Origin of the sequence: Yinghuangia sp. YIM S09857 (assembly GCF_051388915.1) — a bacterium.
Lineage (GTDB): Bacteria > Actinomycetota > Actinomycetes > Streptomycetales > Streptomycetaceae > Yinghuangia.
The window spans coordinates 76,274-100,398 of sequence record NZ_JBPKBH010000007.1; the positions used below are offsets into that span (position 1 = coordinate 76,274).

Below are 24,125 nucleotides of genomic sequence, written 5' to 3' on the forward strand. Positions count from 1 at the left end.
TTGACGGTGTGTCAGGGGCGCCACGCCGCTCGCATGCCCTGGATGCGGAGCAGGTGTTGACCCAGAGCGATGACCTGGGGGTGGTGGAGACCCAGCGCCCGCTGTTCTTCGGCGAGGAGGGGGCCGAGGAGCGATTCGGCCTGGTACGGGTCACCGACCGCGGCCAGCAACAGCGCGGTGCGCTCCCGCAGTTCGAAGCCGAAGTGCAGGTCCGCACGGTCGGCCGGGATGCGCTGGAACGCGGCGTGGAGGGCGCGGTACTCCTGGAGCGCCAGGTGGGTCTCCCCGAGTTCTTCGAGGCAGGACGCGACCTGTCGGGCGTACTCCATGGCCTCGGGGTCCAGCGGGCCGGCCTTCGCGGCGAACGTAGCTGCCAGGTAGCGGAGTTCGGGGAGCGCCCGGCGGAACTGGCGGTCCGCGAGGAGCGTGTCCGCGAGTGCCTGCCGCAGTTCCAGGACGACGGGGTCGTGTTCACCGTGGCGGGCGACCGCGGCGGGGAGGGCCGCGCCGAGGACGTCCACCGCCTGGGCGAGTTGGCTCTCACCGAGCAGCCGAGCGGCGGCATCCAGGGCCGCGGCCACGTCGAGGCCGCCGGGGTCGGGACCGGCCGACGGCACGGCGGACCAGTCGGTACCGCTGGCGTCCAGAGGCGAACTCCCGGCGGTGAAAGAGGCATTGGGGACCGGAGTGGAGTTGCGGGCCGGGGCGACGGCTGCGGAGGGGCCCGCGGAGACGGCCCAGCCCATGGGGGCGGCAACTCCGGGACCCGCCGAGCCCGTGCCGGGACCGGTGCCGACAGGTGCAGGGCCGACAGAGCCCGTCATCACCGCCGCCAATCCCCCGGCCTCGGTGCGCTCCACCGCGGCGTGCCGGTCCGCGTCCGGCGCCGCCCCCTGGGCCGGCACCGTGTGCGGGAACGGCTGCGGCGCGGCCGGGTGGCGGAGCGGACGGGTCGGGTCCATCGCGGAGTTCGGCGCGAGGGCGGCGTCGGCGTCACGCTCGGCAAGCGGCAGCAGCGGTACGAGCCGCCGGTACACGTCCTGTGCCGTCGCGGGCCGGTCCTCCGGCTGCTTCTCCAGCAGATCGGCCACCAGTCGGTCGAGCCCCGCGGGGACGTCCGGGCGGTGCGCGCCGATCGGCTCCGGACGGTCCGTCAGGTGCCGCTGGAGGACCGCGAGGGCGGTCGGTGCGGTGAACGGCGCGCGTCCGGCCAGCATTTCGTACATCAGGCAGCCGAGCGCGTAGAGGTCGCTGCGCGGTTCGGCGAGGCCGGTGAGCGCCTGTTCGGGCGCCATGTACGCGGGCGACCCCGGCAGCGCGCCGGTGCTCGTCAGCTTGGTCGAGTCCGGGTCCAGCACCGCCGCGACGCCCAGGTCGAGGACCTTGACCGTGCCGTCCCGCCGCACCATCACGTTGCGCGGCTTGAGATCGCGGTGCACCACGGGCGCCGCGTGGATGGCGGCCAGAACGGAGCAGATCTGCGCCGCGACGGCGACCGCCCACTCCCACGGCACCGGGTCCTGCTCGGCGATCAGGTCGGCGAGGTCCATGCCGTCCAGCAGTTGCATGACGAGGTAGAGGTCGCCGTCGTCCATGCCCGCGTCGTACACGGTGACCAGCCCGGGGTGGTCGATACCCGCGGTGACCCGGCACTCGCGCAGGAACCGGCGTTCGAGCGTGGCCCGGTCGGTGCTGCCGCCCACCAGGTCGGAGCGCAGCAGCTTGACCGCGACCCGGCGTTGCAGCGTGCGGTCGTACGCCTTCCAGACCTGGCCCATGCCGCCCCGGCCGACGGCCACGGACAGCTCGTATCGGTCGGCGATGATGCGCCCTGGTGCCGTCACGTCGGTACCGTATCGAGAGCAAGGGACGCTGTCGCCAACCGTGTACCCGTCTGCCCCAGTCTTTTTGCCCGGGTGTTCGGCTCAGTCCGGTGCCCCGGGCCTCGCCGCTCCCGGGTCGGCGCCGCCCTCGCGTTCGCGCAGCCGCTCGCTCAGACCTTCGAGCCGTGCGCGGGCGCGCTCGACCCGGACGGCGTCCGGCCGCGCGGCAACCGGCGGCGGCGCGGCAGGCGGAACGGGAGCCGGACCGGGCGCAGGAACGGACGCGTCGCCACGGTACGCGGGCGGTACCGACTGCGCGGGCACCCCGGGCATCCCCGGCACCGCATGCCCCGAGGGCACCCCACCCCCATGCGGTACGCCGGGCGCGCCGTGCCACCCGTACGCCGCAATCGGCATACCGGGCCCGGTCATCGGGACGGGCTGCACCGGAATGCCGCGGATCTCGGCGCGCGAACCGCGCCGCGTCGTGACGAACCAGTAGACGGGCCCGCCCACCCACAGCGCGATCATCACGCCGGCGCCGATGTTGCCCGGCACCGACGCGATGCCCTCGACCTCGGCGCCCTCGCCCCGGGCGCGCTCGGCCTTCTCCCCCTCCGAACCGTTGACCATGAGCAGCACCACGGCGGTGACGGCGAGCACCACGGACGCCGTGAACACCGTCCATGCCTGCCGGGTCCGCCGGTGCAGCCCCAGGACCAGCAGCGGGACCCACGCCAGGAAGCCCACCGACAGGATCGGCACCAGGGACCACGCGATGCGGATGGCCACGGCCTTGCCCCGGCCGCTGTTCGCGCCGGGGAACGGGCCCGGGTGCGCGACGAGGTAGGCCGCGCCGGGCGGCGCCTGGGCGTAGCCCGGCGGGGGCGTTGTGCCTGACATGGGTGCTGCTCCTGGGCGGGAGACGGGCGTGCGGTTCCGCGCACGGGCGGACCGGGGCGCGGCGGAGGGGACGGCTCCGGGCCGGGCGGCCTTGCGTGCGACGGATCTTGGCGCGAGGGGATTTGCGTGCGACGGAACTGGAGTACAGCAGAACTGGAGTACAGCGGAACCGGGGTACCGCGGGACTGGGTACAGCGGACTTGGGGTGCAGCGGAGTCGAGATGCGATGGATCGTGGGTGCCACGGAACTTGCGTACGACGGATACATGCGGGCAGGGCAGCGTACCGGGCATTTATCGTGAGGATGAGCGGAAATCCCCACTTCGCCGAAAGCCTTCCCCCTCGGCGCATCCCTACCCCGCCACCGGGCGGTCGCGCCCGGGGTGCACTCGGAGACACTCGGAGACACCGTGCACGAGCGCGAGCCACACCTCCTGCCCGACGGCCTGGCGATCGACGTCGGCGCGCCCGCGCCGTTCTCGGGTCCGGCGGCGGTGCCCGACCCCGGCAGGTTCACCTTCGCCCTCGTCTCGGACCGGACCGGCGACGCGCAACCGGGCGTGTTCGAACGCGGCATCGCGGCGGTCAACGCGCTCGCGCCCGACTTCGCGATCCAGCTCGGGGACCTGGTCGAGGGCTACACACGCGACGAGGCGGTCCTCGATGCCGAGTGGGCCGAGATCGACGCGATGCTGGCGCAGCTGCGCGTGCCGCTGTTCCACGTACCGGGCAACCACGACGTGGCCAACGAGGCGATGCGGGCCCGCTGGCTGCGGCGGTACGGCGCACTCCACTACCACTTCACCTTCCGGGACGTGCTCTTCCTGGTCCTCAACACGCAGGACCCCGAGCAGCCGATGCCGCCGGACGACGAGGCCCGCCTGCGAACCCGCCTCGACGCCGCGGGCGGTGACGCGGAGCTGACGCGCCAGGCGTACGAAGAGGCCTTCGACTGGAACGGCGTGCCGGCCGGAGCCGGGGTCTCGGACGGGCAACTCGACTACGCCGAGCAGGTGCTGCGCGCGAACGCGGACGTGCGCTGGACGTTCGTCCTCATGCACATGCCGCTCTGGCAGGGCGCGGGGCATCCGACGTACCACCGCATCCGCGCGGCGCTCGGCACGCGCCCGCACACCATGTTCGCCGGGCACGTGCACAACTACCGGGCGACGGAACAGGACGGGAACCAGTACATCCGCCTCGGTCCGACCGGCGGCGTGTGGGTGTTCCCCGACGGCACGCCCGGCAACGTCCACCACGTCACGCTGGTGACGATGAGGGCGGACGGCCCGACCGTCGCGAACCTGGCCCTCGACGGCGTCCGGACCGCGGACGGCGAGCCGGTGTAGTTCGAGCGGCGCCGAGCCAGGTCCCGCAGCCGCGGCAGCGGCCAGACCCGACTTTGCGACCGACGGGGGTCCGGGGCCGAGGCACCCCGCAGCGCGGAGTACCGTCTTGTACCGTGTACCGCTTCCTGCTGACGCCTCGCTGGCTGGCCCTCAACCTGCTGGTCGTGCTGCTCATCCCGGTCATGGTCAAGCTGGGGTTCTGGCAGTTGCACCGGTACGAGGCGAAGGCCGACCGCAACGACAGAGTCAGCGCCAACAAGGGGCGCGAAACGGTGCCGGTCGGTGACCTGTTCGCCGTCGACCGCGACCTCACCGGCGAGGACCAGTGGCGCCGCGCGACCGCGACCGGGCGCTACGACCAGGCGCACGAGTTCCTGGTCCGGCACCGGCAGCTCGACAAGGAGCTGGGCTTCTTCGTGGTGACCCCGCTGATCACCGCGGACGGCACGGCGCTGCTGGTCAACCGCGGCTGGGTGGAAAACCCCGACAGCGCGACCGCGCGCCCCGACGTCCCGCCCGCGCCGGGCGGGCAGGTGACGGTGACGGTACGCGCCCGGCCGTCCGAGACGCGCGACCGCTCGGGCATCCGCGACCGCGACGGGCTGCCCGAGGGGCAGATCATGCGGATCGACTCGGAGGCGCTGGCGAAGCAGCTCGGGTACCCGGTCTACGGCGGGTACGGCCAGCTCGCCGAGCAGACCCCGGCGCCCGCCGAGGCTCCGACGGTGCTGCCGCTGCCGGACGCCGAGGACACCGGGCTGAACCTCGCGTACGCCGTGCAGTGGTGGATCTTCGTGGTGGCGCTGGTCGCCATGTGGATCAAGATCATCCGCCGCGAGGCCGCGGAACTCGAAGCCGAACTCCAAGCCGAACCCGAAGCCGAACCGGCCGCGGAGGCCGACGGCGGGCCGGACGCAGACCCTGGCGCCGACTCCGAGGCCCGGGCAGCGGAAGCGACCCGAGACCTGCACGTCGGCCCGAAGGCCCACTGATCCGCAGCTCCCGCGCACACGCACGCACGCACACAGACGCGAGCGTCCCCAAGCCGGGTTCGAGCGCTGCGCCCCTGCCCCGCGACGCGGCGCCCGCCGCCCGCCCGAGCTACCCGAGCCCCGCCACCAACTCCGGCAGGACCTCCCCGATCGGCTCGCGCAGCACCGCGTCCGCGACCGCGTCGTACGGCGTCTCCTCCGCGTTCACCACGACCAGCTTCGCCCCCGCCTCGACCGCGACCCGGCACAGCGAGGCCGCGGGCTCGACCTGGAGCGACGTCCCGACCGCCAGGAACACGTCGCAGACCTGGGCGGCGATCGCCGCACGCTCCAGGACCCGCCGCTCCAGCGCCTGGCCGAACATGATCGTCGCGGTCTTCTGGATGCCGCCGCAGACGTCGCAGGCCGGGTCCGACTCGCCGGCCTCGATCCGGGCCAGGTTCTCCTCCAGCGTCGTCCGCGCGTTGCACCGGGTGCACAGCACCGAGAACATCGAGCCGTGCAGCTCGATGACCTTGTCCTCGCTGTTGCCCGCCCGTACGTGCAGGCCGTCCACGTTCTGCGTGATCAGGCCGCGCAGCCGTCCGGCGCGTTCGATGGCCACGAGCGCCTGGTGGCCCGCGTTGGGCCTGGCGTGCCTGGCCGGGTTGTCCCGGCGGAGCTGCCATGAGCGGCGCCGGATGTCCGGATCGGCCATGTACGTGTCGTACTGCACCAGCTTCTCGGCATCGGGGTCCTTGGTCCACACGCCCTGCGGACCGCGGTAGTCGGGAATCCCCGACTCGGTGGAGATACCGGCACCGGTCAGCACCGTGATGGAATCGGAGGCCCGGATCCAGTCCCGGACGGCGGCGTTCATGGCATCGAGCGTAGCCACCGCGCGGATCTGACGACACGTCATTAACGGAGGGGCCATGGTGCTGGCAGCGGTACTGCACGGGGTCGGGGAACCGGTCCGCGTCGAGGAGATCGACCTGCCCGCCCCCGGGCCGGGCCAGGTTCGGGTGCGGGTGGCCGCGTCGGGGGTCTGCCACTCCGACCTGTCCCTCGCGGACGGCACGCTCGACCAGGCGTTCCCGGTCGTCCTCGGACACGAGGGGGCGGGCACGGTGCTCGCGGTCGGCGAGGGCGTGACGCACGTCGCCGAGGGCGATCCGGTGCTGCTGATCTGGGCGCCCGCGTGCGGCGAGTGCTGGTGGTGCGAGCACGCCGAGCCGCACCTGTGCGCGAAGGCGCTGGACGCCGCGCGCGTGCCGTACGCGACGCTCTCCTCCGACGGCCGCGACGTGCTGCCGGGGCTGGGGACGGCGACGTTCGCCGAGGAGACGGTCGTCCCGGCGGCGGGTGTGGTGAGGCTGCCGGAGGGCACGCGTCCCGGCGCGGGGCTTGAGGAGGCGGCGCTGCTCGGCTGCGCGGTCACCACCGGAACCGGGGCGGTGTGGAACACCGCGCGGGTCGCGGACGGCAGCACGGTCGCGGTGATCGGCCTCGGCGGCGTGGGCTTGTCCGCGGTGCAGGGGGCGCGCGTGGCCGGGGCGTCGGCGGTGATCGCGGTCGACCCGGACGAGGGCAAGCGCAAGCTCGCGCTGTCGATGGGCGCGACCGAGGCCCTGGAGCCCGCGCCGGACCTCGCCAAGCGGGTGCGCGCGCTGACCGGCGGGCGGGGCGTGGACCACGCGTTCGAGTGCGTCGGCCGCGCGGCGACGATCCGCAGCGCCTGGGGGCTGACGCGGCGCGGCGGCATGACGACGATCGTCGGCGTCGGGTCGAAGGACGAGACGGTCGAGTTCAGCGCGCTCGAACTGTTCCACTTCGCCCGGACGATGACGGGTTGCGTGTACGGGTCGACCGACCCGGTCCGGGACGTCCCCAGGCTCGTCGAACACGTGGCGGCCGGACGGGTCGACCTGGGGGCGTTGGTCACGGACCGCATCGGACTCGACGGCATCAACGACGCGTTCGCCGCGATGCGCGCGGGACGCGGGGCGAGGGCGCTGGTGATCCCGGGCTGACGTGAGGGGCGACGTGGGGGCGAAGACGCGCGGCCGACCTGCGCCCTTGCCCGTACGACTTTTGCGCACGCCTGTGGACGACCGGGCACGCCGACCGGACCCGTTCCGTTAAACCCCCAGGCAGGGGGGCCGCACATCCGGTCGGATCATCGGATCGGCACGCCTCGGCCTCACCGGCTCGGGGCAGTGACGCGCCCCGGCCCGGGGCGGGAGGATGGCCGCATGGATCTTGGACTTCGTGATCGCGTGTACCTCGTCACCGGCGCCACCCGCGGCCTCGGCCTCGCCACCGCCCGGGCCCTCGTCGGCGACGGTGCCCGGGTGGTCGTCACCGGCCGCGGCGAGGAGAGCGTGGCGAAGACCGCCGCCGAGCTCGGCGGCGCCCCGAACGCCATCGGCGTCGCGGCCGACAACGCCGACTCGGGCACCGCCGAGCGCCTGGTCGCCGCCACCGTCAGCCGCTTCGGGCGGATCGACGGTGTCCTGGTGAGCGTCGGAGGCCCGCCCGCCGGCACCGTCATGGACACCGACGACGACCAGTGGCGCGACGGGTTCGAGTCGGTCTTCCTCGGCGCGGTACGCCTCGCCCGTGCCGCGGCCAACGCGATGGGCGACCGCGGCGGCCGGGGCCCGGACGGCGAGGGCGTCATCGGGTTCGTGCTGTCGACGTCCGTCCACCAGCCGATCGGCGGACTCGCGGTGTCCAACGGCCTGCGCCCCGGGCTCGCGATGACCGCAAAAACCCTCGCCGACGAGCTCGGCCCGCGCGGAATCCGCGTCGTCGGCCTGCTCCCGGCCCGCATCGACACCGACCGGGTGCGCGAGCTGGACGCCCTGTCCGGTGACGCCGCGGGCGCCCGCGCCCGGCACGAGGAGTCCATCCCGCTCGGCCGCTACGGCACGCCCGAGGAGTTCGGCCGCGTCGCCGCGTTCCTGCTGTCACCGGCGGCGTCGTACGTCACCGGCACGATGGTCCCCCTGGACGGCGGCGCGCTGCGCGGCCTCTAGGAAAACACGACCTGAACACACGACCAGAAGACACGACCTGAAGACACGACCTGGGGAACAGCACTCGCCCGGCAGCTCGTTCGGCCAGGGCGGCCGTCGGTCAAGGGCAACCGCGCGCAGGGCGGCACCCAAGCCGGCCCCGCATCCACACAGGACCGCACACTCAGTCCAGGCGGCGCTTGGGCAGACCCTTCGCACTGCGCAGCTCCACCACAACCGGCAGCCGGTGCAACTCGACCGCGTCGCGGCCGTGTTCGATGACGTCCTCGTGGACGGCGTCGAGCACGGCGCGCGGTTCGGCGCCCGCCTCGGTGCGCACCGCGAGCTTCAGCACCGGACCGTGGCGGCGGCGTACCAGCCGGGCGTGCACGCCCTCGATGTCCCGCTCGCGCGCGAGGTCGTCGGCCATCGCGTCGGCGAGCGCGTACCCGTTCACCGTGATGGTGTCCGCGTCGTCGCCGACCAGACCGAAGCCGGTGCCGAGCCCGGACGGGCCCCCGCCCGCGTCCTCGGACGAGTCCGTCACCCGGATCACCTTGACCGGGCGCCGCCGGAACTGCGCGAAGAACCACCACAGACAGATCGCCAGCACCACGCCCGGCACTCCGAAGGCCACCCACCACCACCAGTCGTGGTCGACCAGGCGCGCGGTCTGGCTCTCGGTGATCAGCGGCTTGTGCGGGGTGTGCAGCACATCGCCCAGCGAGTCCTGGAACCACCCGCGCGAGCGCGCGGTGACCGCCAGGCCGCCGACCAGCAGGCCGAGGCCCACGACGGTCAGCAGGGACCGGTTCGCGACACGGCGCATGAGCGTCCGTCACCTCCCACTGGCGGGCTGGAGTCTGACGTCGACACGCGGGACGCGCGCGAGCAGCAGCGCCTCGGAGCGCTCGCGCAGCGCCGTCTCCAGCTCGTCGTGCAGTTCGTCGGGGTCGCGGAAGTGGTAGTCCACCCGCAGCACGGCCTTGCGCCGGGTGACGCGCACGCGCGCGTCCAGCACCCCGGTGGACAGCAGGGCCGTGTGCCGCAGCAGATTGGACGCCGTACGTCGGGTCATGTACGCGGTGATGTCCGGCCCGACCGGTTCCAGCGGCAGCAGGTGGCGGCGGCCCGGCGTCCAGGCCAGGAGCAGCAGCCACAACCCGACCACCGCGGCCACGACGCCGCCGACCCACACCCACTGCTCGGTCCAGTCGTGGGTCTGCACCCACTTCAGGACGTCGTACGCCCACTGCGGCGTGCGCTCAAGGCGCGCCGCGATGCCGAAGAACAGCAGCACCCCGGCGACGCCGCCGATGCCGAGCGCGGTCAGCGCCGCCACGAACCCGCGCGGCGACCACGCGCGGCGCGGCTTGCGGTAGTCCTCGGAGTCGGGCCCGAACCCGCCGGGACCGGTGTCCGGCCCGGACGGCTCGGCCGGTCCGCCCGGCTCGCCCGGCTCGCCCGGCTTCTCCGGCGGTGCGTCGAGCACGCTCACTGCACGCGCCTCCTGCCCTTGCCGATCCGGGTCATGCGGGCCACCACGACGTCGATGCGCACCACGGGCATCCCGGTGAGGCGTTCGACGTCGGACCGTACGCGCTGCCGCACGGTGCCCGCCATCTCCTTCACCTGTCCGGGGTACGGCACGTCCAGGTCGAGGCGTACCGTCGCGTGGTCGTTGCGCAGCTTCACGCCCGCCTTGGGATCGCGGAGCTTGGTCTCCGGCGCGGCGACGCCGGTCGCCTCGCGCGCGGCGCGGGCGGCGATCTTCTCGACCACGCGCTCGCCGATGCGCAGCGAGCCGCGTTCGGCGGGCGGTGCGGGCGGCTCCAGGTGCGAGGGGCCGTCGATGCGCGAATGCCCCATCAGCGGCGCCGGCCGCGCGACGAGAACAGCTCGCTCAGGTCGAGGTCGCCGTCGAAGTAGCGCCCGGCCAGGAAGCCGACCGCGCCCAGGGCGGCGACGAGCAGGAACGCCCCGAAGCCGCCGATGGCGGCGGCGAGGCCGAGGGCCATGCCGACCAGCAGGCCCACGATGGGTGTGCTCATGACTACCTACTCCTCGCAGGTGAAGGGACCGCGTTCGGTCGTCCTCGGTTCGCCTTCGGTTCACCTTCGGTCACGTCGGTCGCCGCGTCACTGCACCCGCGGATTCTGCTTCCGCCGGTGCCGGTCCATGATGGCCCGCCACATCTGCGCGGGCAGGGACCCACGCCGGTAGACGGTCGTCTCGGATGCGCGCGGCGGCTGTTTGCCGCCGTCAGGCCCTGCTCCCCCGGGGGAGAGCAGGGCCCGGTAGCGCACCAGCCCGGCGGCGAACTCCGCGGGGTCGCCGCCCCGGTCCGGATGCCGAGTCTTGACGAACTCCCGGTATTCGCGCAGCAGTTCGCGTCGCTCCAGGTCACTCGGATCCGTGTTCATCGCCGGGCCGCCCGATTCACTGAAGCTGGCGCTCCCTGTCGTCTTCGTGCTCGATGTGGATGTCGTCGACGGCGATGTTCACCTCGACGACCTCCAGCGCGGTCATGCGTTCGACCGACGAGATGACGTTCTCGCGCACCGCCGCGGCGAGTTCGGCGATCGGGACACCGTATTCGACGACGATCGCGAGATCCACGGCGCACTGCTTCTCGCCGACCTCGACGCTGACGCCCTGCGCGACGTTCGGCTTGCCGCCGGGAACGCGCTGGCGTACGGCCGCGAACGCGCGCGCCGCACCGCTGCCGAGCGCGTACACACCGGAAATGTCACGTGCGGCAATGCCGGCGATCTTGGCGACCACGCCGTCCGCGATCGAGGTGCGCCCCCGGTCCGAACTCAGACGTGCCACTTCGGTGCCGCTGGAGCGCTGCTGTCCCGGCACGCGCTCTGCCCCCTCCTTCTCCACCGCCTGCGAACCACTCCGCTGGGCCGTCGTGTCCGGCATAGACGCACTTCCCTTCGCCATAGGATTCTCCCCCGGTGTTCGATCCTGCACATGCCCTGTCTCGGGATCGCCACACCTGTAACAGGGTATGAGCACAAGGCCCCTGACACGGGGATTCAGACGACTGTCCCGCGCGGCGTGGACAGGCGACCGGCCATGCGGTGTGGACGAAGCGGCGGGCGAATGAACAAGCGAGAAGACAGCGCGGCGGCGGCCCGGATGCCGACCGCGGCGGAACTCCTGGCGGCGACGGGCGGCGACGCGCCGACGGCCGTACACCCGGCGGCGAACGGCGCCGCAGCTCGGGCGCGGGGCGGCCGGAGCGGCCGGGGGCAGGGCGGCCACGACGACCAGGCGCAGGGCGGCGGACTCGCGGCCCTCGGCGCCGCGGTCGGCCTGACCGAGGCACCCGACGCACGCGCCCTGCGCGAGGCCGCCGACGCGGAGCCGGGCGTACGCTCCCGCAGCTGCCTGATCCGCACCGACGACGCCACCGGCGAGACCACGGTGACGATTTCGGTGGCGATCGCGTACGGCCTCGCCCTGCACGCGGTCGCCGAACGGGTGCGCGAACGCGTCGCCGCCGCCGCGGTCGACGTGCTCGGCGTCGCACCCCCCGCCACGAAGCGCACCGGCGCCAAGGCGACGAAGAAGACCGCGGCCGCGGCGAAGTCCCAGGCCGCCGGCGCAAAGAAGACGACCGCGAAGCGCGGCGGCACCCTGCGCGTCGACGTCAAGGTCGTCTGGCTCGACGAACCCGACCCGAACGGCTGACTCCCGTCACACTTCCGAGCGACAGCGCGCGGCACGCCGCGCGACGGGGGCCCACCCGAATCACCCCGCCAGCGCCGCCGGTTCCTCGTCGTCCTGACCACGCACAGGTCGCCCGTCGGCGGGCCCGTCCGTACCGACCCCGCTCCCCTCGCCATCCGCGCGGACGTCGCCGTCGCGGAACTGCCGGTGGTACAGGTCGGCGTACGTCCCACCGCGCGCCAGCAACTCCTCGTGCCGCCCGCGCTCGGCCACGCGCCCGTCGTCGATCACCAGGATCTCGTCGGCGTCCCGGACCGTCGACAACCGGTGCGCGATGACCAGCGCGGTACGCCCCCGCAGCGCGTTGCCGAGCGCGCGCTGCACGGCCGCCTCCGACTCGGAGTCCAGGTGCGCGGTCGCCTCGTCCAGCACCACCACGCGCGGTGCCTTGAGCAGCAGCCGTGCGATGGCGAGCCGCTGCTTCTCGCCGCCGGAAAGGCGGTGTCCGCGCTCGCCGACGACGGTGTCCAGGCCGTCCGGCAGATTGGCCACGAGTTCGAGGATGTTCGCGTCGCGCAGCGCCTGCCACAGCTCGTGCTCCTCGGCGTCGGGCCGCGCGTAGAGCAGGTTGCCGCGGATCGTGTCGTGGAACATGTGCGAGTCCTGCGTCACGACCCCGACCGCGTCACGCAGCGACTCCAGGGTCACGTCGCGGACGTCGTGGCCGCCGATGCGCACGGCGCCCTCGGTCGTGTCGTACAGCCGTCCGACCAGGCTGGTGATGGTCGTCTTGCCGGCCCCGGACGGCCCGACGAGCGCGATCATCTGGCCTGGCTCGGCGGTGAAGGAAACGTCGTGCAGCACCTGTCCGCCGCGGGCGCGGTCGAGGACGGCCACGGATTCGAGGGAGGCGAGGGAGACTTCGTCGGCCGCCGGGTAGCGGAAGCCGACGTGGTCGAACTCGACGCGGGCGGCGTCGGCGGGCAGCGGGGCCGCGCCGTCCTTGTCCGCGACCATCGGGTCGAGGTCGAGCACCTCGAAGACGCGCTCGAAGCTGACGAGCGCGGTCATGATGTCGACGCGGACGTTGGCCAGTGCGGTGAGCGGTCCGTACAGGCGGCCGAGCAGGACGGTGAGCGCGACGAGCGTTCCGACGCTGAGCTTGCCGTCGACGGCGAGGTGCCCGCCGACGAGGTACACCAGCGCGGTGGCGAGCGCCGCCACCAGCGTGAGGGCGGTGGCGAAGACGCGGTTGACCAGGGCGATGCGGATGCCGATGTCCCGCACCCGGCCCGCGCGGGCGGCGAAGACGCGGTCCTCCTCCTCGGGACGCCCGAAGATCTTGGCGAGCATCGCGCCGGAGACGTTGAAGCGCTCGGTCATCACCGTGGACATCTCGGCGTTGAGCTGCATCTGCTCGCGCGTGAGTGCCTGGAGGCGGCGTCCTATCCACTTCGCCGGGATGACGAACAGCGGCAGCAGCACCAGCGAGATCAGCGTGATCTCCCAGGCCAGGTAGAACATCGTGCCGGCGACCAGGACCAGGCTGACCACGTTGGAGACGGTGCCGGCGAGGGTCGAGGTGAAGGCGCGCTGCGCGGCGAGCACGTCGTTGTTGAGGCGCGAGATGAGCGCGCCGGTCTGCGTACGGGTGAAGAACGCGACGGGCATGCGCTGCACGTGGGCGAACACCTGGGTCCGCAGTGCGTAGATCGAGCCCTCGCCGATCCGCGCGGAGTACCAGCGCTCCACCAGGCCGACCCCCGCGGCCACGACGGCGATCCCCGCCACCACCAGCGCGAGCGTCGTCACCAGCCCCGCGTCATGCCCGAGCACCCCGTCGTCGACGATCCGCTGCGCGAGCAGCGGCGGCACGATCATCAGCACCGCGTCGACGACGACGAGCACCAGGTACGCCGCGATCTGCCCGCCGAACGGCCGCGCGAAGGCCCCCACCCGCCGCACGGTCCCGGGCGCCAGCTTCTGCTTGACCACCGAACCGTCACGGGACCACGAACGCGGGGAAACCCCCAGAGAGCCGCCGGGCATCATGCGTTGTCATTCCCCCTAGCGGGTCCACGGCGAGAGCATCTCCCCCACCAAGTCGCCCCACTCAACGCCCGCCCGGGAAAAATCCTTCCAGCCCCTCACCCCGCACCGCGGTGTTCCGGTCGTCGACCGCGAGCACGCGGGCCGTCCGAGCCGCCGCGGCAACCACGCCGGGCCGTCCCGGCGCGTCCAGATAGACCTCGTCGGCGGCGTCGGCGCCGACCGCATCCTGCACGGCACTGTAGGCGGCGCCGAGGCGCCCCATCAGCTCGGCCTCCTCCTCGGTGCGCAAGGACCGCCCCGCCCAGGGGCGGGGATCGTCCGCATCGCCGAAGTCGTCGAAGTCGTCGAAGTCGTCGAAGTCGTCGAAGTCGTCGAAGAGGACGTGCACGACGTGGTCGAGGTCCTCGAACTGATCCGGGTCGAGCCACACCTCGCGCTGCCGCCGCGTGCTCGGCAGGGCTTCGACCGCCGCCACGACGTGAAGTCGGTAGGCGGGCAGCGCTATGCCTTGGTCGGTCACGGGGTGACGCTACCCGACCCGCGACCGATCACCTCCGAGGTGGGACCAACTCCCTTGCGACTACTCGCCCTTGCCGAGGAGGTCGCGGAGGCGGCGGGCCTGGGCCCCTCGTTCGGCGGCGCGCTGTTCGTCGTAGGAGCGGGCGGCGGCGCCTCGGAGGAGGGCCTTGGTCTCGACGACGGCGTTGCGGGGGGCCCGGGTGAGGGCCTTGGCGAGGTCCAGGGCCGCGTCGTCGAGGGCGTCACGGGGGACGACGTTGGTGGCGATGCCGAGCGCGGCGGCCTCGTCGGCGCCGATGCGGCGGCCGGTCACGCAGATCTCCAGGGCGCGCGAATAGCCGACCAGGTCGACCAGCGGCTTGGTGCCGGCCAGGTCGGGGACCAGGCCGAGCGAGGTCTCCGCCATCGAGAACTGCACGTCCTCGGCGCACACCCGGACGTCGCAGGCCAGCGCGAGCTGGAACCCGGCCCCCACCGCGTGGCCCTGCACCGCCGCGATGGAGACCAGGTCCGGGCGCCGCCACCAGGTGAACGCCTCCTGGAAACCGGAGATGGCCGCGTCGAGACCGGCGTCGTCCTGGTCCGCCAGGTCGGCGAGCGCGGCCTCGCCGGGGACTCCCCCTCCGCCCGGGAACAGACGGCGGTCGAGGCCCGCCGAGAAGGAGGTGCCCTCTCCCCGGAGCACAACCGCGCGGACGTCTCCGGGCAGCGAGCGCCCGATCCCGGCAAGCTCCCGCCACATGGCGGGCGTCTGCGCGTTGCGCCGGTCCGGATTGGCCAGGGTCACCACGGCGAGCGGACCCGTCTGTTCCAGACGGACGTACTCCGACATGCTCTGCCTCCACGTGAGGTGCGGGGCCCGGGCCGGACGGCGGACCGGGTGCGCCGAGATCGGCCACCCGTTCCGGCAGGAGACGGGTGGCCGCACGCGAGAGATGATACCGGCTGGTAACTTCACGAGCCGTCGGCTGGTGCGATGTCAGTGCAAGAGTTGTGCAGGCAGTACAAGGTGGAGCTCGGGAGGGCTCAGGAAGATGTAGCCCTGGTCTTGCCGCGCGTGGCCCCGCCCCTTCCGCGCAGGGTCACACCCGATTCGCTCAGCATCCGGTGCACGAAGCCGTAGGAACGGCCCGTCGCCTCCGCGAGTGCGCGGATGCTGGCGCCGGAGTCGTACTGTTTCTTGAGGTCCGCCGCGAGCTTTTCGCGCGCGGCACCGGTCACCCGGCTGCCCTTCTTCAGAGTCTCGGCCACACGTGCCTCCTCATGGGAAGTGCGCTCTGGGTTCCCATGATCACCCCTCGCGGGCGGCAAGGCCAGTGATTCCGCGGAGCCCGTCGGCCCGCCGACAGGCCTTGATCGGCCGCTCGGCGGGCAAGATCCACCGTCCGGAACCCGCGGTTCCGGAGGGAATTCCTTGACCGTGTCCGCTGTTGGTCCATAAAGCCGCTGGTCACCCACAAGGTCTGCGACCTTGCTGAGCGTCATTGATCACCTGGTTGGGCCCGCAACCGGAAGATCCGGAATTTGGGATTCCTCTTGTGAGGATTTCGTGTGGGAATCCCGCACGGACCGGGAAACCCCGGCGTCAGCAGGTCCTACGGGCCGTCGCGGCAGCGCACCCGGGCTCGGCGGGCGGCACGGGAAAACCCACCGCAACGCCCCCAGGGTGACGAACACCCGGCTCGGACAGGCCCGGACGCGCGCTCAGGCGAGGGCGACGAGGTCGGCGTAGTCCGCGCTCCACAGGTCCTCGACGCCGTCCGGCAGCAGGATGATGCGCTCGGGCTGCAACGCCTCGACCGCGCCCTCGTCGTGCGTCACCAGCACGACCGCACCGGCGTACGAGCGCAGCGCGGACAGCACTTCCTCGCGGCTCGCCGGGTCCAGGTTGTTGGTCGGCTCGTCGAGCAGCAGCACATTGGCCGCCGACACCACCAGCGTCGCGAGCGCGAGACGGGTCTTCTCACCGCCGGACAGCACCGCGGCCGGTTTGTCGACGTCGTCGCCGGAGAACAGGAACGAGCCCAGGACCTTGCGTACTTCGACCAGGTCCATGTCGGGCGCGGCCGAACGCATGTTCTCCAGGACGGTGCGCTCCGGGTCGAGCGTCTCGTGCTCCTGCGCGTAGTAGCCGAGCTTGAGGCCGTGGCCCGGCTCGACGCGCCCGGTGTCCGGTTGCTCGACCCCGGCCAGCAGCCGCAGCAGCGTGGTCTTGCCCGCGCCGTTGAGGCCGAGGATGACCACGCGCGAGCCCTTGTCGATCGCGAGGTCGACGTCGGTGAAGATCTCCAGCGAGCCGTACGACTTGGACAGCTCCGACGCCATCAGCGGCGTCTTGCCGCACGGCGCCGGGTCCGGGAACCGCAGCTTGGCGACCTTGTCGGACTGGCGTACGCCTTCCAGCCCGGACAGCAGCCGCTCGGCGCGCCGGGCCATGTTCTGCGCGGCCACGGTCTTGGTCGCCTTCGCGCGCATCTTGTCGGCCTGCGACATGAGCGCGGCGGCCTTCTTCTCGGCGTTGTCGCGCTCGCGCTTGCGGCGGCGCTCGTCCGTCTCACGCTGCGTCAGGTACGCCTTCCAGCCCACGTTGTAGACGTCCAGCGCGGTGCGGTTGGCGTCCAGGTGGAACACCTTGTTGACGCACGACTCGACCAGGTTCACGTCGTGGCTGATGACGATGAACCCGCCCTTGTACGTCTTGAGGAAGTCGCGTAGCCAGACGATCGAGTCGGCGTCGAGGTGGTTCGTCGGCTCGTCGAGCAGCAGCGTGTCGGCGTCCGAGAAGAGGATGCGGGCCAGCTCGACGCGGCGGCGCTGGCCGCCGGAGAGCGTGTGCAGCGGCTGCGACAGGATGCGGTCCGGCAGCCCGAGGCTCGCGGCGATGGTGGCGGCCTCGGCCTCGGCGGCGTACCCGCCTTTGGTGAGGAACTCGGTCTCCAGGCGCGCGTACCGGCGCATCGCCTTCTCGCGGGGCTCGCCGACCGAGTTGGACATCGTCTCCTCGGCGGCCCGCATGCCCGAGATGGCCGTGTCGAGGCCGCGCGCGGAGAGGATGCGGTCGGTGGCGAGCACGTCGAGGTCGCCGGTCCGCGGGTCCTGCGGCAGGTAGCCGACCTCGCCCGAGCGGGCGATGGCGCCGGCGGCGGGCTGCGTCTCGCCCGCGAGGGTCTTGGTCAGCGTTGTCTTGCCCGCGCCGTTGCGGCCGACGAGGCCGATGCGGTCGCCGGGGGCCACTCGGAAGGTGGCGGATTCGAGCAGAATGCGGGCGCCCGCGCGCAGTTCGACGGCGGTGGCAGTGATCATGTCGGGAACGTGGCTCCAAATAGGGCCGGATGCCGGCTCCGGCGGACAGGGGCATGGGGACCTCAGAGGGCGGCGCGCACCGCCTCGCCCTAATGCACCCCGCGGTCACGCAGCGGATTGAAAACCCTCACGACCATGCGTGGCAGTCTAGCCGGACACCGCCGTACGCCCGTCGCCAGGCCGCCGCCGATGCTGCGCATGCCACCCGCGGGGATCGCCCCTAAATTCCGACAAAAGGGATATTGATCTCCGCCGGACGACGGGTGGTCCCATGCAGTTCAACGACGACGCCGACCTCGACACGTCGCAGATCGAGGACGCGCGGGGGTCCCGGGGCGGCGGCGGACTGCGCGGCGGTCCGGGCCTCAAGATCGGCGGGGGCGCCGGGATCCTCATCGCCGTCGTCGCGCTGATCTTCGGCATCAGCCCCGACAACCTGGGCCTCGGCGACGGCGGCGGAGGCAGCGACCTCCCGGCCGACAACCAGGCGCTCGCCGACTCCTGCCGCTCCGGACGCGACGCCAACGCGCGCGACGACTGCCGCATCGTCGGCGTCGTCAACAGCGCGCAGAGCTACTGGGACGGCGAGTTCACCGCGCGCGGCGGACGCTACTCGGCCGCGCCCACCCGGTTCTTCAGCGGCTCGGTGGGCACCGCGTGCGGCGGCGCGACGTCGGCGGTCGGGCCGTTCTACTGCCCGGCGGACCGGAAGGTCTACATCGACCTCGGCTTCTTCAACGAACTGCGCACCGAATTCGGCGCCCGGGGCGGCCCGTTCGCCGAGGCGTACGTCATCGCGCACGAGTACGGCCACCACATCCAGAACCTGACGGGCCAGATGGCCAAGGTCGGCAACGACCGGCAGGGACCGCAGAGCGGGGCCGTACGCCTCGAACTCCAGGCCGACTGTTACGCCGGCGTCTGGGCGAAGAACGCCACCCGGCCGCAGCCGAACGGCGCGCCGCCGCTCATCACCCAACTCACCGACCAGGACATCGCGGACGGCCTGGACGCCGCCGCGGCGGTCGGGGACGACCGGATCCAGCAGGAGTTCCAGGGGCGCGTGAACCCGGAGAGTTGGACGCACGGCTCGGCGGCGCAGCGGCAGCAGTGGTTCACGCAGGGGTATCGCGCGGGTGACATGGGGTCGTGCGACACGTTCAGCGGGCGGATCTGAGCACGGTCCCGATTCGGGCAGATCTGACCGCGGCGGACCCGGCCGGACGCGGACCCGGCCGGACGCGGACCCGGTGGAGCACCCAACCGACGTTCAGACGCCGAGCGCGTCCACGTCGCACCACACGACCTTGCCGCCCGGGACCGAGCGGCTGCCCCACGACTCGGCGAGGGCCTCGACCAGCAGAAGCCCGCGCCCGTGTTCGTCGGCGGAGGACTCGGCAGCCGACTTCGCCCGTCTCTGACGCGGCAGCGGCACCCCCGCGTCGGTCACCGAGATCCGGATCGTACGCTCGCCGCGCAGTACTTCCACGGTGACGGTGGTCGACTGCGGCGAGTGCTGCACGGCGTTGGTGACGAGTTCGGACACCAGGAGTTCGAGGACGTCCAGGGGTTCGCCCGGTATCGCCTCCCGCATCGAACCGCGCAGGGCGTGCCGCGCACGCGGGACCGCCTCGACCGTGGCGGGCAGGCACAGCGAGAGGACCACGGCCGCGAAGCCCTGCGGCATCGGCGGGCCGGGGTGCTGCGCCCGCCCCGGATGCCGTCCCGAAGCGTCCCCGGGGGACGTCGCCTGGGCGGGTATGGGCGAGACCGGGATGGCCGGTGCGGGGATCGGTGGTGCGCCGGCGGGTGGTGAGGTCGGCGACGGGACCTGGGTGTGGACCGGTTTCGGTGTGTCGGAACTGGACTCCCCGTGCTGCCGCAACGGTGCGGTCTCGCCCACAGCTCCCCCTGATCGCCGGATCGTGCTGCTCGCCGTGCCCTTGTGCCCGCGGGCGGTTTCCTCGGTTCCCCTGTATGTGAGATCGACTTGTGCGCCGCGCGCGAAACCTGGTTGGCGGTATCAGACACGGACGAGGCACGGTCGGCAGGTGCACAGGTGGTGGTCGGCGACCGGGGGCGCACGCCCGGCGCACGGGGGTGGCGACGGCGCGTACCGTGGCAGGGAGAGAGACACCGCGCCACGTCGTGGCGCTCTACCGGCGGGAGGGCGCCACGTGATAGGCGGCATCTTCGAGGAGTTGTTCAGCCCGGGGCGCAAGCACACCAACGACGAGCACAACCGGCTCGCGCTCGCGCGCGACGACGACCACGAGCAGGGCGGGCCCGGGCCGATCGACCTGGACAAGGGGGTCGTGGTGATCCGGCGCACGGTCCCGGCGGCTGCGGCGTCGGACTCGGCCACGGGGACGGATCCGGCGGCGGACGAGGGCGGTTCGGAGGACGCGGCCGCGGAGGCGGTCGCCGACGACGGGGTTGGGGGCGGTGCTCCGGGTAGTTCGTCCGGTGGGACTTCCACTGCGTCTTCCGGTGGGTCTTCGGGTCGGTCCGCGGGCGGGTTGGCGCCGTCCGCGGATGGTTCCTGAGGCCGCCGCTTCCGGTCGCCGGGGGCCTGCCGCGTCCGCTCTGACCTGCCCCGGTCCGGTCGGCGCCGGGAACCAACCGGCGCGCTGAGACGTCCCGTTTGCCGGGTGGTGCGTACGGTGCGACCGCCCTGTGCCGACACACCGCGCGGGCGCTACCGTCGGCACGAACAGCGGCAACTGAAGCGTCCGCGTCACGGAGGATCCGCATGCAGCCACGGCTTGAGGCCACCTTGGCCGACTTCGTCCCGGCCCTGCGCTTCCTGTCCCCCGACCGCGTCGACCGGCACCTGGGCCACCCCGACCTGCCGCCCGCGTGGTGGACGAGCGTGCCCATCTCGCGCGCCGTCGAGGCCATCGGCGCGACGGAGCTGCCGAACCGGCTCGCGGACCTGGCGTACGGCGAACTCCGCCACCTTCGGCTCGGCGACCTGCTCCCGGCCGCGTGGCTCGCCCGCAACGACTTCCGGCTGTCCCAGTGGCCCGACGCGGCGCGTACGAACGTCCTGGTCCGGACACCCGATTGGGCGGACCTGCTGACCGCCACCGTGCAGGAGATCGGCGACTGGACCCAGATCGGGACGTCGACCGTGCGTCCGGTCATCTCGCAGTTGTTCGCGGAGGTCCTGGGGCTGCTGCCGGACGAGGCGCGCACGATGGACACACCGGCCGTGCCGGGCGAGGACGGCGACGTCGAGGCGTCCGCTGCGGACACGGACGTGGATGGGCCGGAGGAGGACACCGCCGAGGATCGGACCGAGGAATCGACTCCGGCCGCCCCGCCTGTTCCGGCGCCGTCGCCGCGCGGCATCCGCATCAGCAAGCGGCCTCCTGTCACACCCGTCCCGGAGCCGGTCGTGGAAATCGGCCCCCCGGACCGGGAAGTCGAAGGTCTCGAACCGGTCAGCGACCTCCTCGACGCGATCGAGGACGAACTGCGCCCGGTCAGCATGCCCGCGCCGCCCACCGGCGACCTCGGCGACGTCGTCCGCTGGCTCGCCGAGGAGGCACCGGACGTCCCGCTGATGTCCGAACTCGCGCGCGTGACGCTGGAGACCGTGGCCGTCGTGGGCATCGAGGGCGCGCCACCCGAGGTGCGCACGGCCCTGCTGCGGCTGACGTCGCTGGTCCCCGAGACGCTGCTGCCCGAGGGGCTGGACGTGTCGGAGGACGCGTTGGCGGTGCCCGGAGCCGAGTTGGAGGACCCGTACGACGCGCCCGAGATGACCGCGATGCTGGGGGCGGTCCGACCGGACGACGCGGCGTTCGCGGCCGAACCGGACGACGGGGACGCCTGGGTCGACACCGGCGACGGGGGCGACGACCGGTCTGCGGCGGAGTCGGGCACGGCGTCCGACGCGCGGTCGGATTCCTGGGCCGAGGGCCTGGTCCAGCCCGGGGCCGACGCGCGGCCGCCGTTCGGTGCCGACGATCTGACCGTGCTGGCCATGCCCGCGGCCGCACCCGCGCCTCCGGGGGTACCGCCGGTCGGAGCGGACGACCTGACGATGCTCGCCATGCCGGCCGTCGCCCCGGACGACACCGACGCAGACGCGGCGGACGCGCGGCATGCCGACGACGCGTTCGACGCCTTCGGCGAGGTGCCGCCGGCGACACGCGAGGACCGGGCCGTACGCACGGACGCGCCGGAGCACTCCGCGGCGGACGCGATGGACGCGGCGAATTCGGTGGACTCGGTGGACGCCTTCGGCGAGATCCCGCCGGCCACCCGCGAGGACCTGCCGGCGCAGCCCGCGCCCCGGGACCACGAGCGCGACGCCGCGGACGAGTCGGTCGACGCGTTCGGCGAGATTCCGCCCTCGACGCGCGACGACCTCCCGGTGCCGCCCGCCGCCGCGCAGTCCCGCGAGCCCGCGGCGTTCGCGTCCGCGGCGCCGCAGACGCAGGCCGAGTGGGACTCGGACGAAGTGCTCGACCCGACCTCGCTCGGCGTCGGCCCGTCGTGGATCCGCGGCGGCGGCGCCAAGGCCCTGCCGGGCCAGGACGAGGGCCCGCACGAGGGCCAGGATGAGGACCCGGACGACGAGGTGACGGTCGAGGTCGACGCCCGGTCCGCGGCGCCCGACCACGTGTCCGACGCCTCCGACTCCCTCCGTTCCTCCGCCGCGCCCGAATCCGCCGAGGACACGCCCGCCCCCCGCGATCCCCGTGCCGAAGCCGCCGCCACCAAGGCCGCCGCGGCTGCCCGGGCCGAGGCCGCGCGTGCCGAGGCGGCGTCGCGGTCGGAGTCGGCGTGCGGCTCGGACGCGTCGGGCCCCGGCTCGTCGTCCGCGCTGCCGGAGACCCAGCAACCGGCGGGCGCCGTACCGGACATCGTGATTCCGCCGAGGCCGACGCAGCCGCCGCCCATCCCGCCGCGGCCGACGAGCGCGCCGCCGGGCGCCGACGCCGCGCACGCGGCCGAAGCCCCCGGGGCCGCAACGGACTTCGACTCCGGACCGGCCTCGGACTCCGTCGGCGACGACGACTTCGACCCTGACCGGACCCCCGCTCCCGCGTCCGCCAACATCGTGATGGTGCTGGCCGCGTGGTTCACCGGTCGCGAACCGCGCTGGCGGACCCTCGCCCGGGACCGGCTGTTCACCGACAGCCCGCGCGAACTCTCGTCCATCGCCGCCGAGTTCGACAAGGACTCGGCCGAGGTCGCCGCGCTGGAACGGACGTTGCGCCGACACCTGCACGAGCAGGTGGACCAACCGGGCGGCACCCAGGTGCGCGAGCACCTCGCGTACGTGCGCGACAGCCTCGGCCCGGTCGCGACCGTCACCGAACTCCGGGCCCTGGACGACCGGCACAGCGCCTCGGTGCCGGGCCTCGGCGTGCAGTTGTGGCAGGTCGTACGCGGCCTCCTCGACCTCAACACCTCCGCCGACGGCTGGCTCACGGCCGGTGCGCCGGGCGAACTGGAGTCGCGCACCTCGGAGATCGTCGGCGCGGTGTGCGAACGCGAGGGCGCCGTCCCGCTCTCCGCGCTCGAACCGCCGCTGTCCGCACTGGGCATCCGCCCCAAGGTGCGCGAGGCGTGGATCGCCCGGCTCGACGGCTTCGAGGTTGCGGACGGCGTCGTACGCCCGTGGCCGCGCGACGAGTCGGGCGAGGCCTCGGCCGTACCGGAGACCGGCGGGAACCCGGCGATGGCGGCGACGATGGAGGCCGAACGCCCGGCCGCGTTCGCCGCGTCGGCCCCGATGGCTCCGGCGGCCGCTCCCGACGCCCCGGAGGAGCCCGCGCCCGGTCCGGAGGCCGCGATGCCGTCCTGGCCCCCGCCCGGTGCGGTCGCCGCGTCCCCGGAGACCCCGGCCGACCCCGGCGAGGCGGCCCGCTGCTTCCGCGACGACCAGGGCGTGTGGTGGTACCGGGTGGACGTCGACATGCCGCTGATCGACGGCGAACGCCTGCCGCTGCCCCCGCAGTTCGTGCTCTCCCTCGGCCTGCGCCCGGACCGGAGCCTGCGCCTGCACCACGCGGCGGGACCGGCTGCGCTGCGGTGGGAGCACGAGCCGTACTGCGTCTCCCTGCGGGCCGTCCTGGCCGGACTCGGCGCCGAGGACGGCGACATGGTGTTCATCGGCTCGGTGCGCCCCGGACGCCTGGAGACGCGCCTGCTGGCCGGGGACGGCAAACTCCGCCTTCCGCGCTGGGCCCGCGCCCTGCGCCACACCGGCGTCGACCCGGTCCCGGACCAGGTCAACCTGCCGGCCCTGCTGGGCGCCCGGCTCGGGCTCGACGAGAACTGCGACCTGAAGGCCGTCCTCAAGCGCCTCCAGGACCGCGGCGACACCGACGTCCTGGAGCTCCTGGGAGTCGCTCCCAGCCGCTGACTCCGGCCCCGCGGGTGCGTGCCCGACACCCCGGTGCGCGGATAGTTGTATGAGTCAGGCAAACTGCGGTGAGGAGCCGGAGCCGCGCCACCGGATTGTCGGGGCGCAGGAGGGGACGG

23 protein-coding genes are annotated in these 24,125 nt (G+C 73.2%); 8 read left to right on the forward strand and 15 right to left on the reverse strand.

What is annotated here, in order from left to right; all coding sequences use genetic code 11:
- Window positions 1-11: 11 nt before the first annotated feature.
- Window positions 12-1,844, reverse strand: coding sequence for a protein kinase domain-containing protein (locus ACRX5S_RS16645; RefSeq protein ID WP_436773718.1), 1,833 nt, complete (start codon window positions 1,842-1,844; stop codon window positions 12-14).
- An 81-nt stretch (window positions 1,845-1,925) separates the two neighbouring features.
- Window positions 1,926-2,726 carry a hypothetical protein gene (locus ACRX5S_RS16650; RefSeq protein ID WP_436773719.1) on the reverse strand — a complete coding sequence of 267 codons (801 nt, stop codon included), beginning with the start codon at window positions 2,724-2,726 and terminating at the stop codon, window positions 1,926-1,928.
- Window positions 2,727-3,136: 410 nt separating this feature from the next.
- Here ACRX5S_RS16650 and ACRX5S_RS16655 point away from each other — a divergent pair, with 410 nt between their 5' ends.
- Together ACRX5S_RS16655 and ACRX5S_RS16660 are read left to right on the forward strand one after the other, a co-directional pair.
- The gene (locus ACRX5S_RS16655; protein WP_436773720.1) at window positions 3,137-4,075 is read left to right on the forward strand and encodes a metallophosphoesterase family protein; all 939 of its coding nucleotides are present in this window, start codon (window positions 3,137-3,139) and stop codon (window positions 4,073-4,075) included.
- 113 nt (window positions 4,076-4,188) lie between these two features.
- The gene (locus tag ACRX5S_RS16660) at window positions 4,189-5,067 is read left to right on the forward strand and encodes an SURF1 family cytochrome oxidase biogenesis protein (protein WP_436773721.1); all 879 of its coding nucleotides are present in this window, start codon (window positions 4,189-4,191) and stop codon (window positions 5,065-5,067) included.
- A gap of 109 nt (window positions 5,068-5,176) precedes the next feature.
- On the opposite strand, the gene ACRX5S_RS16665 is transcribed toward ACRX5S_RS16660, so the two are convergent.
- Complete coding sequence (locus ACRX5S_RS16665) at window positions 5,177-5,926, reverse strand: SIR2 family NAD-dependent protein deacylase (protein ID WP_436773722.1); 750 nt, start codon at window positions 5,924-5,926, stop codon at window positions 5,177-5,179.
- Between the two features lie 55 nt (window positions 5,927-5,981).
- Between ACRX5S_RS16665 and ACRX5S_RS16670 the strand changes: the two genes are divergently transcribed.
- Together ACRX5S_RS16670 and ACRX5S_RS16675 are read left to right on the forward strand one after the other, a co-directional pair.
- Window positions 5,982-7,079 carry a Zn-dependent alcohol dehydrogenase gene (locus tag ACRX5S_RS16670; RefSeq protein ID WP_436773723.1) on the forward strand — a complete coding sequence of 366 codons (1,098 nt, stop codon included), beginning with the start codon at window positions 5,982-5,984 and terminating at the stop codon, window positions 7,077-7,079.
- Window positions 7,080-7,301: 222 nt separating this feature from the next.
- Entirely contained in the window at window positions 7,302-8,087 is a 786-nt protein-coding gene (locus ACRX5S_RS16675) for an SDR family oxidoreductase (RefSeq protein ID WP_436773724.1), read from the forward strand.
- Between the two features lie 163 nt (window positions 8,088-8,250).
- Here the strand turns inward: ACRX5S_RS16675 and ACRX5S_RS16680 are convergent, their stop codons facing one another.
- The 6 genes from ACRX5S_RS16680 to ACRX5S_RS16705 all read right to left on the reverse strand — a co-directional run bounded on the left by ACRX5S_RS16680 (window position 8,251) and on the right by ACRX5S_RS16705 (window position 10,994).
- Complete coding sequence (locus ACRX5S_RS16680) at window positions 8,251-8,895, reverse strand: hypothetical protein (RefSeq protein WP_436773725.1); 645 nt, start codon at window positions 8,893-8,895, stop codon at window positions 8,251-8,253.
- A gap of 9 nt (window positions 8,896-8,904) precedes the next feature.
- Entirely contained in the window at window positions 8,905-9,564 is a 660-nt protein-coding gene (locus ACRX5S_RS16685; RefSeq protein WP_436773726.1) for a DUF6286 domain-containing protein, read from the reverse strand.
- Window positions 9,561-9,935 carry an Asp23/Gls24 family envelope stress response protein gene (locus ACRX5S_RS16690; RefSeq protein ID WP_436773727.1) on the reverse strand — a complete coding sequence of 125 codons (375 nt, stop codon included), beginning with the start codon at window positions 9,933-9,935 and terminating at the stop codon, window positions 9,561-9,563. The genes ACRX5S_RS16685 and ACRX5S_RS16690 overlap by 4 nt, the downstream gene beginning before the upstream one ends.
- Complete coding sequence (locus ACRX5S_RS16695; RefSeq protein ID WP_358348687.1) at window positions 9,935-10,117, reverse strand: DUF2273 domain-containing protein; 183 nt, start codon at window positions 10,115-10,117, stop codon at window positions 9,935-9,937. The genes ACRX5S_RS16690 and ACRX5S_RS16695 overlap by 1 nt, the downstream gene beginning before the upstream one ends.
- A gap of 87 nt (window positions 10,118-10,204) precedes the next feature.
- Entirely contained in the window at window positions 10,205-10,489 is a 285-nt protein-coding gene (locus ACRX5S_RS16700) for a hypothetical protein (RefSeq protein ID WP_436773728.1), read from the reverse strand.
- 16 nt (window positions 10,490-10,505) lie between these two features.
- On the reverse strand, window positions 10,506-10,994 hold the full coding sequence (locus ACRX5S_RS16705) for an Asp23/Gls24 family envelope stress response protein (RefSeq protein WP_436773729.1): 489 nt from the start codon (window positions 10,992-10,994) through the stop codon (window positions 10,506-10,508).
- A gap of 183 nt (window positions 10,995-11,177) precedes the next feature.
- Here ACRX5S_RS16705 and ACRX5S_RS16710 point away from each other — a divergent pair, with 183 nt between their 5' ends.
- The gene (locus ACRX5S_RS16710; RefSeq protein WP_436773730.1) at window positions 11,178-11,768 is read left to right on the forward strand and encodes a hypothetical protein; all 591 of its coding nucleotides are present in this window, start codon (window positions 11,178-11,180) and stop codon (window positions 11,766-11,768) included.
- 60 nt (window positions 11,769-11,828) lie between these two features.
- Here the strand turns inward: ACRX5S_RS16710 and ACRX5S_RS16715 are convergent, their stop codons facing one another.
- The 5 genes from ACRX5S_RS16715 to ACRX5S_RS16735 form a co-directional block, all read right to left on the reverse strand.
- On the reverse strand, window positions 11,829-13,796 hold the full coding sequence (locus ACRX5S_RS16715) for an ABC transporter ATP-binding protein (protein ID WP_436774042.1): 1,968 nt from the start codon (window positions 13,794-13,796) through the stop codon (window positions 11,829-11,831).
- Window positions 13,797-13,860: 64 nt separating this feature from the next.
- Window positions 13,861-14,319 (reverse strand): SCO4402 family protein, encoded by a 459-nt coding sequence (locus tag ACRX5S_RS16720; protein ID WP_436773731.1) that lies wholly within the window; start codon window positions 14,317-14,319, stop codon window positions 13,861-13,863.
- 60 nt (window positions 14,320-14,379) lie between these two features.
- A complete protein-coding gene (locus tag ACRX5S_RS16725; RefSeq protein WP_436773732.1) occupies window positions 14,380-15,150 on the reverse strand; it encodes an enoyl-CoA hydratase/isomerase family protein in 771 nt (256 codons plus the stop codon).
- A 194-nt stretch (window positions 15,151-15,344) separates the two neighbouring features.
- Window positions 15,345-15,569, reverse strand: coding sequence for a helix-turn-helix domain-containing protein (locus ACRX5S_RS16730; RefSeq protein WP_235057814.1), 225 nt, complete (start codon window positions 15,567-15,569; stop codon window positions 15,345-15,347).
- Window positions 15,570-16,022: 453 nt separating this feature from the next.
- A complete protein-coding gene (locus ACRX5S_RS16735; protein WP_436773733.1) occupies window positions 16,023-17,621 on the reverse strand; it encodes an ABC-F family ATP-binding cassette domain-containing protein in 1,599 nt (532 codons plus the stop codon).
- 271 nt (window positions 17,622-17,892) lie between these two features.
- Here ACRX5S_RS16735 and ypfJ point away from each other — a divergent pair, with 271 nt between their 5' ends.
- Window positions 17,893-18,798: a KPN_02809 family neutral zinc metallopeptidase gene (ypfJ, locus tag ACRX5S_RS16740; protein WP_436773734.1), complete on the forward strand. Its 906-nt coding sequence runs from the start codon at window positions 17,893-17,895 to the stop codon at window positions 18,796-18,798.
- A 93-nt stretch (window positions 18,799-18,891) separates the two neighbouring features.
- Here the strand turns inward: ypfJ and ACRX5S_RS16745 are convergent, their stop codons facing one another.
- A complete protein-coding gene (locus ACRX5S_RS16745) occupies window positions 18,892-19,524 on the reverse strand; it encodes an ATP-binding protein (protein ID WP_436773735.1) in 633 nt (210 codons plus the stop codon).
- Window positions 19,525-19,798: 274 nt separating this feature from the next.
- On the opposite strand from ACRX5S_RS16745, the gene ACRX5S_RS16750 reads away from it, so the two are divergent.
- Both ACRX5S_RS16750 and ACRX5S_RS16755 read left to right on the forward strand, forming a co-directional pair.
- Window positions 19,799-20,167 carry a DUF6191 domain-containing protein gene (locus ACRX5S_RS16750; protein WP_436773736.1) on the forward strand — a complete coding sequence of 123 codons (369 nt, stop codon included), beginning with the start codon at window positions 19,799-19,801 and terminating at the stop codon, window positions 20,165-20,167.
- A 206-nt stretch (window positions 20,168-20,373) separates the two neighbouring features.
- The gene (locus ACRX5S_RS16755) at window positions 20,374-24,006 is read left to right on the forward strand and encodes a hypothetical protein (protein ID WP_436773737.1); all 3,633 of its coding nucleotides are present in this window, start codon (window positions 20,374-20,376) and stop codon (window positions 24,004-24,006) included.
- Window positions 24,007-24,125: the final 119 nt, after the last annotated feature.

Excerpts from the sequence above, each read along its gene's own strand:
- ACRX5S_RS16755 (WP_436773737.1), top strand. The coding sequence starts at position 20,374 with ATGCAGCCACGGCTTGAGGCCACCTTGGCCGACTTCGTCCCGGCCCTG.
- ACRX5S_RS16735 (WP_436773733.1), bottom strand. The coding sequence starts at position 17,621 with ATGATCACTGCCACCGCCGTCGAACTGCGCGCGGGCGCCCGCATTCTG.
- ACRX5S_RS16690 (WP_436773727.1), bottom strand. The coding sequence starts at position 9,935 with ATGGGGCATTCGCGCATCGACGGCCCCTCGCACCTGGAGCCGCCCGCA.
- ACRX5S_RS16695 (WP_358348687.1), bottom strand. The coding sequence starts at position 10,117 with ATGAGCACACCCATCGTGGGCCTGCTGGTCGGCATGGCCCTCGGCCTC.
- ACRX5S_RS16670 (WP_436773723.1), top strand. The coding sequence starts at position 5,982 with ATGGTGCTGGCAGCGGTACTGCACGGGGTCGGGGAACCGGTCCGCGTC.
- ACRX5S_RS16705 (WP_436773729.1), bottom strand. The coding sequence starts at position 10,994 with ATGCCGGACACGACGGCCCAGCGGAGTGGTTCGCAGGCGGTGGAGAAG.
- ACRX5S_RS16700 (WP_436773728.1), bottom strand. The coding sequence starts at position 10,489 with ATGAACACGGATCCGAGTGACCTGGAGCGACGCGAACTGCTGCGCGAA.
- ACRX5S_RS16715 (WP_436774042.1), bottom strand. The coding sequence starts at position 13,796 with ATGCCCGGCGGCTCTCTGGGGGTTTCCCCGCGTTCGTGGTCCCGTGAC.
- ACRX5S_RS16665 (WP_436773722.1), bottom strand. The coding sequence starts at position 5,926 with ATGAACGCCGCCGTCCGGGACTGGATCCGGGCCTCCGATTCCATCACG.
- ACRX5S_RS16650 (WP_436773719.1), bottom strand. The coding sequence starts at position 2,726 with ATGTCAGGCACAACGCCCCCGCCGGGCTACGCCCAGGCGCCGCCCGGC.
- ACRX5S_RS16675 (WP_436773724.1), top strand. The coding sequence starts at position 7,302 with ATGGATCTTGGACTTCGTGATCGCGTGTACCTCGTCACCGGCGCCACC.
- ACRX5S_RS16680 (WP_436773725.1), bottom strand. The coding sequence starts at position 8,895 with ATGCGCCGTGTCGCGAACCGGTCCCTGCTGACCGTCGTGGGCCTCGGC.
- ACRX5S_RS16710 (WP_436773730.1), top strand. The coding sequence starts at position 11,178 with ATGAACAAGCGAGAAGACAGCGCGGCGGCGGCCCGGATGCCGACCGCG.
- ACRX5S_RS16725 (WP_436773732.1), bottom strand. The coding sequence starts at position 15,150 with ATGTCGGAGTACGTCCGTCTGGAACAGACGGGTCCGCTCGCCGTGGTG.
- ypfJ (WP_436773734.1), top strand. The coding sequence starts at position 17,893 with ATGCAGTTCAACGACGACGCCGACCTCGACACGTCGCAGATCGAGGAC.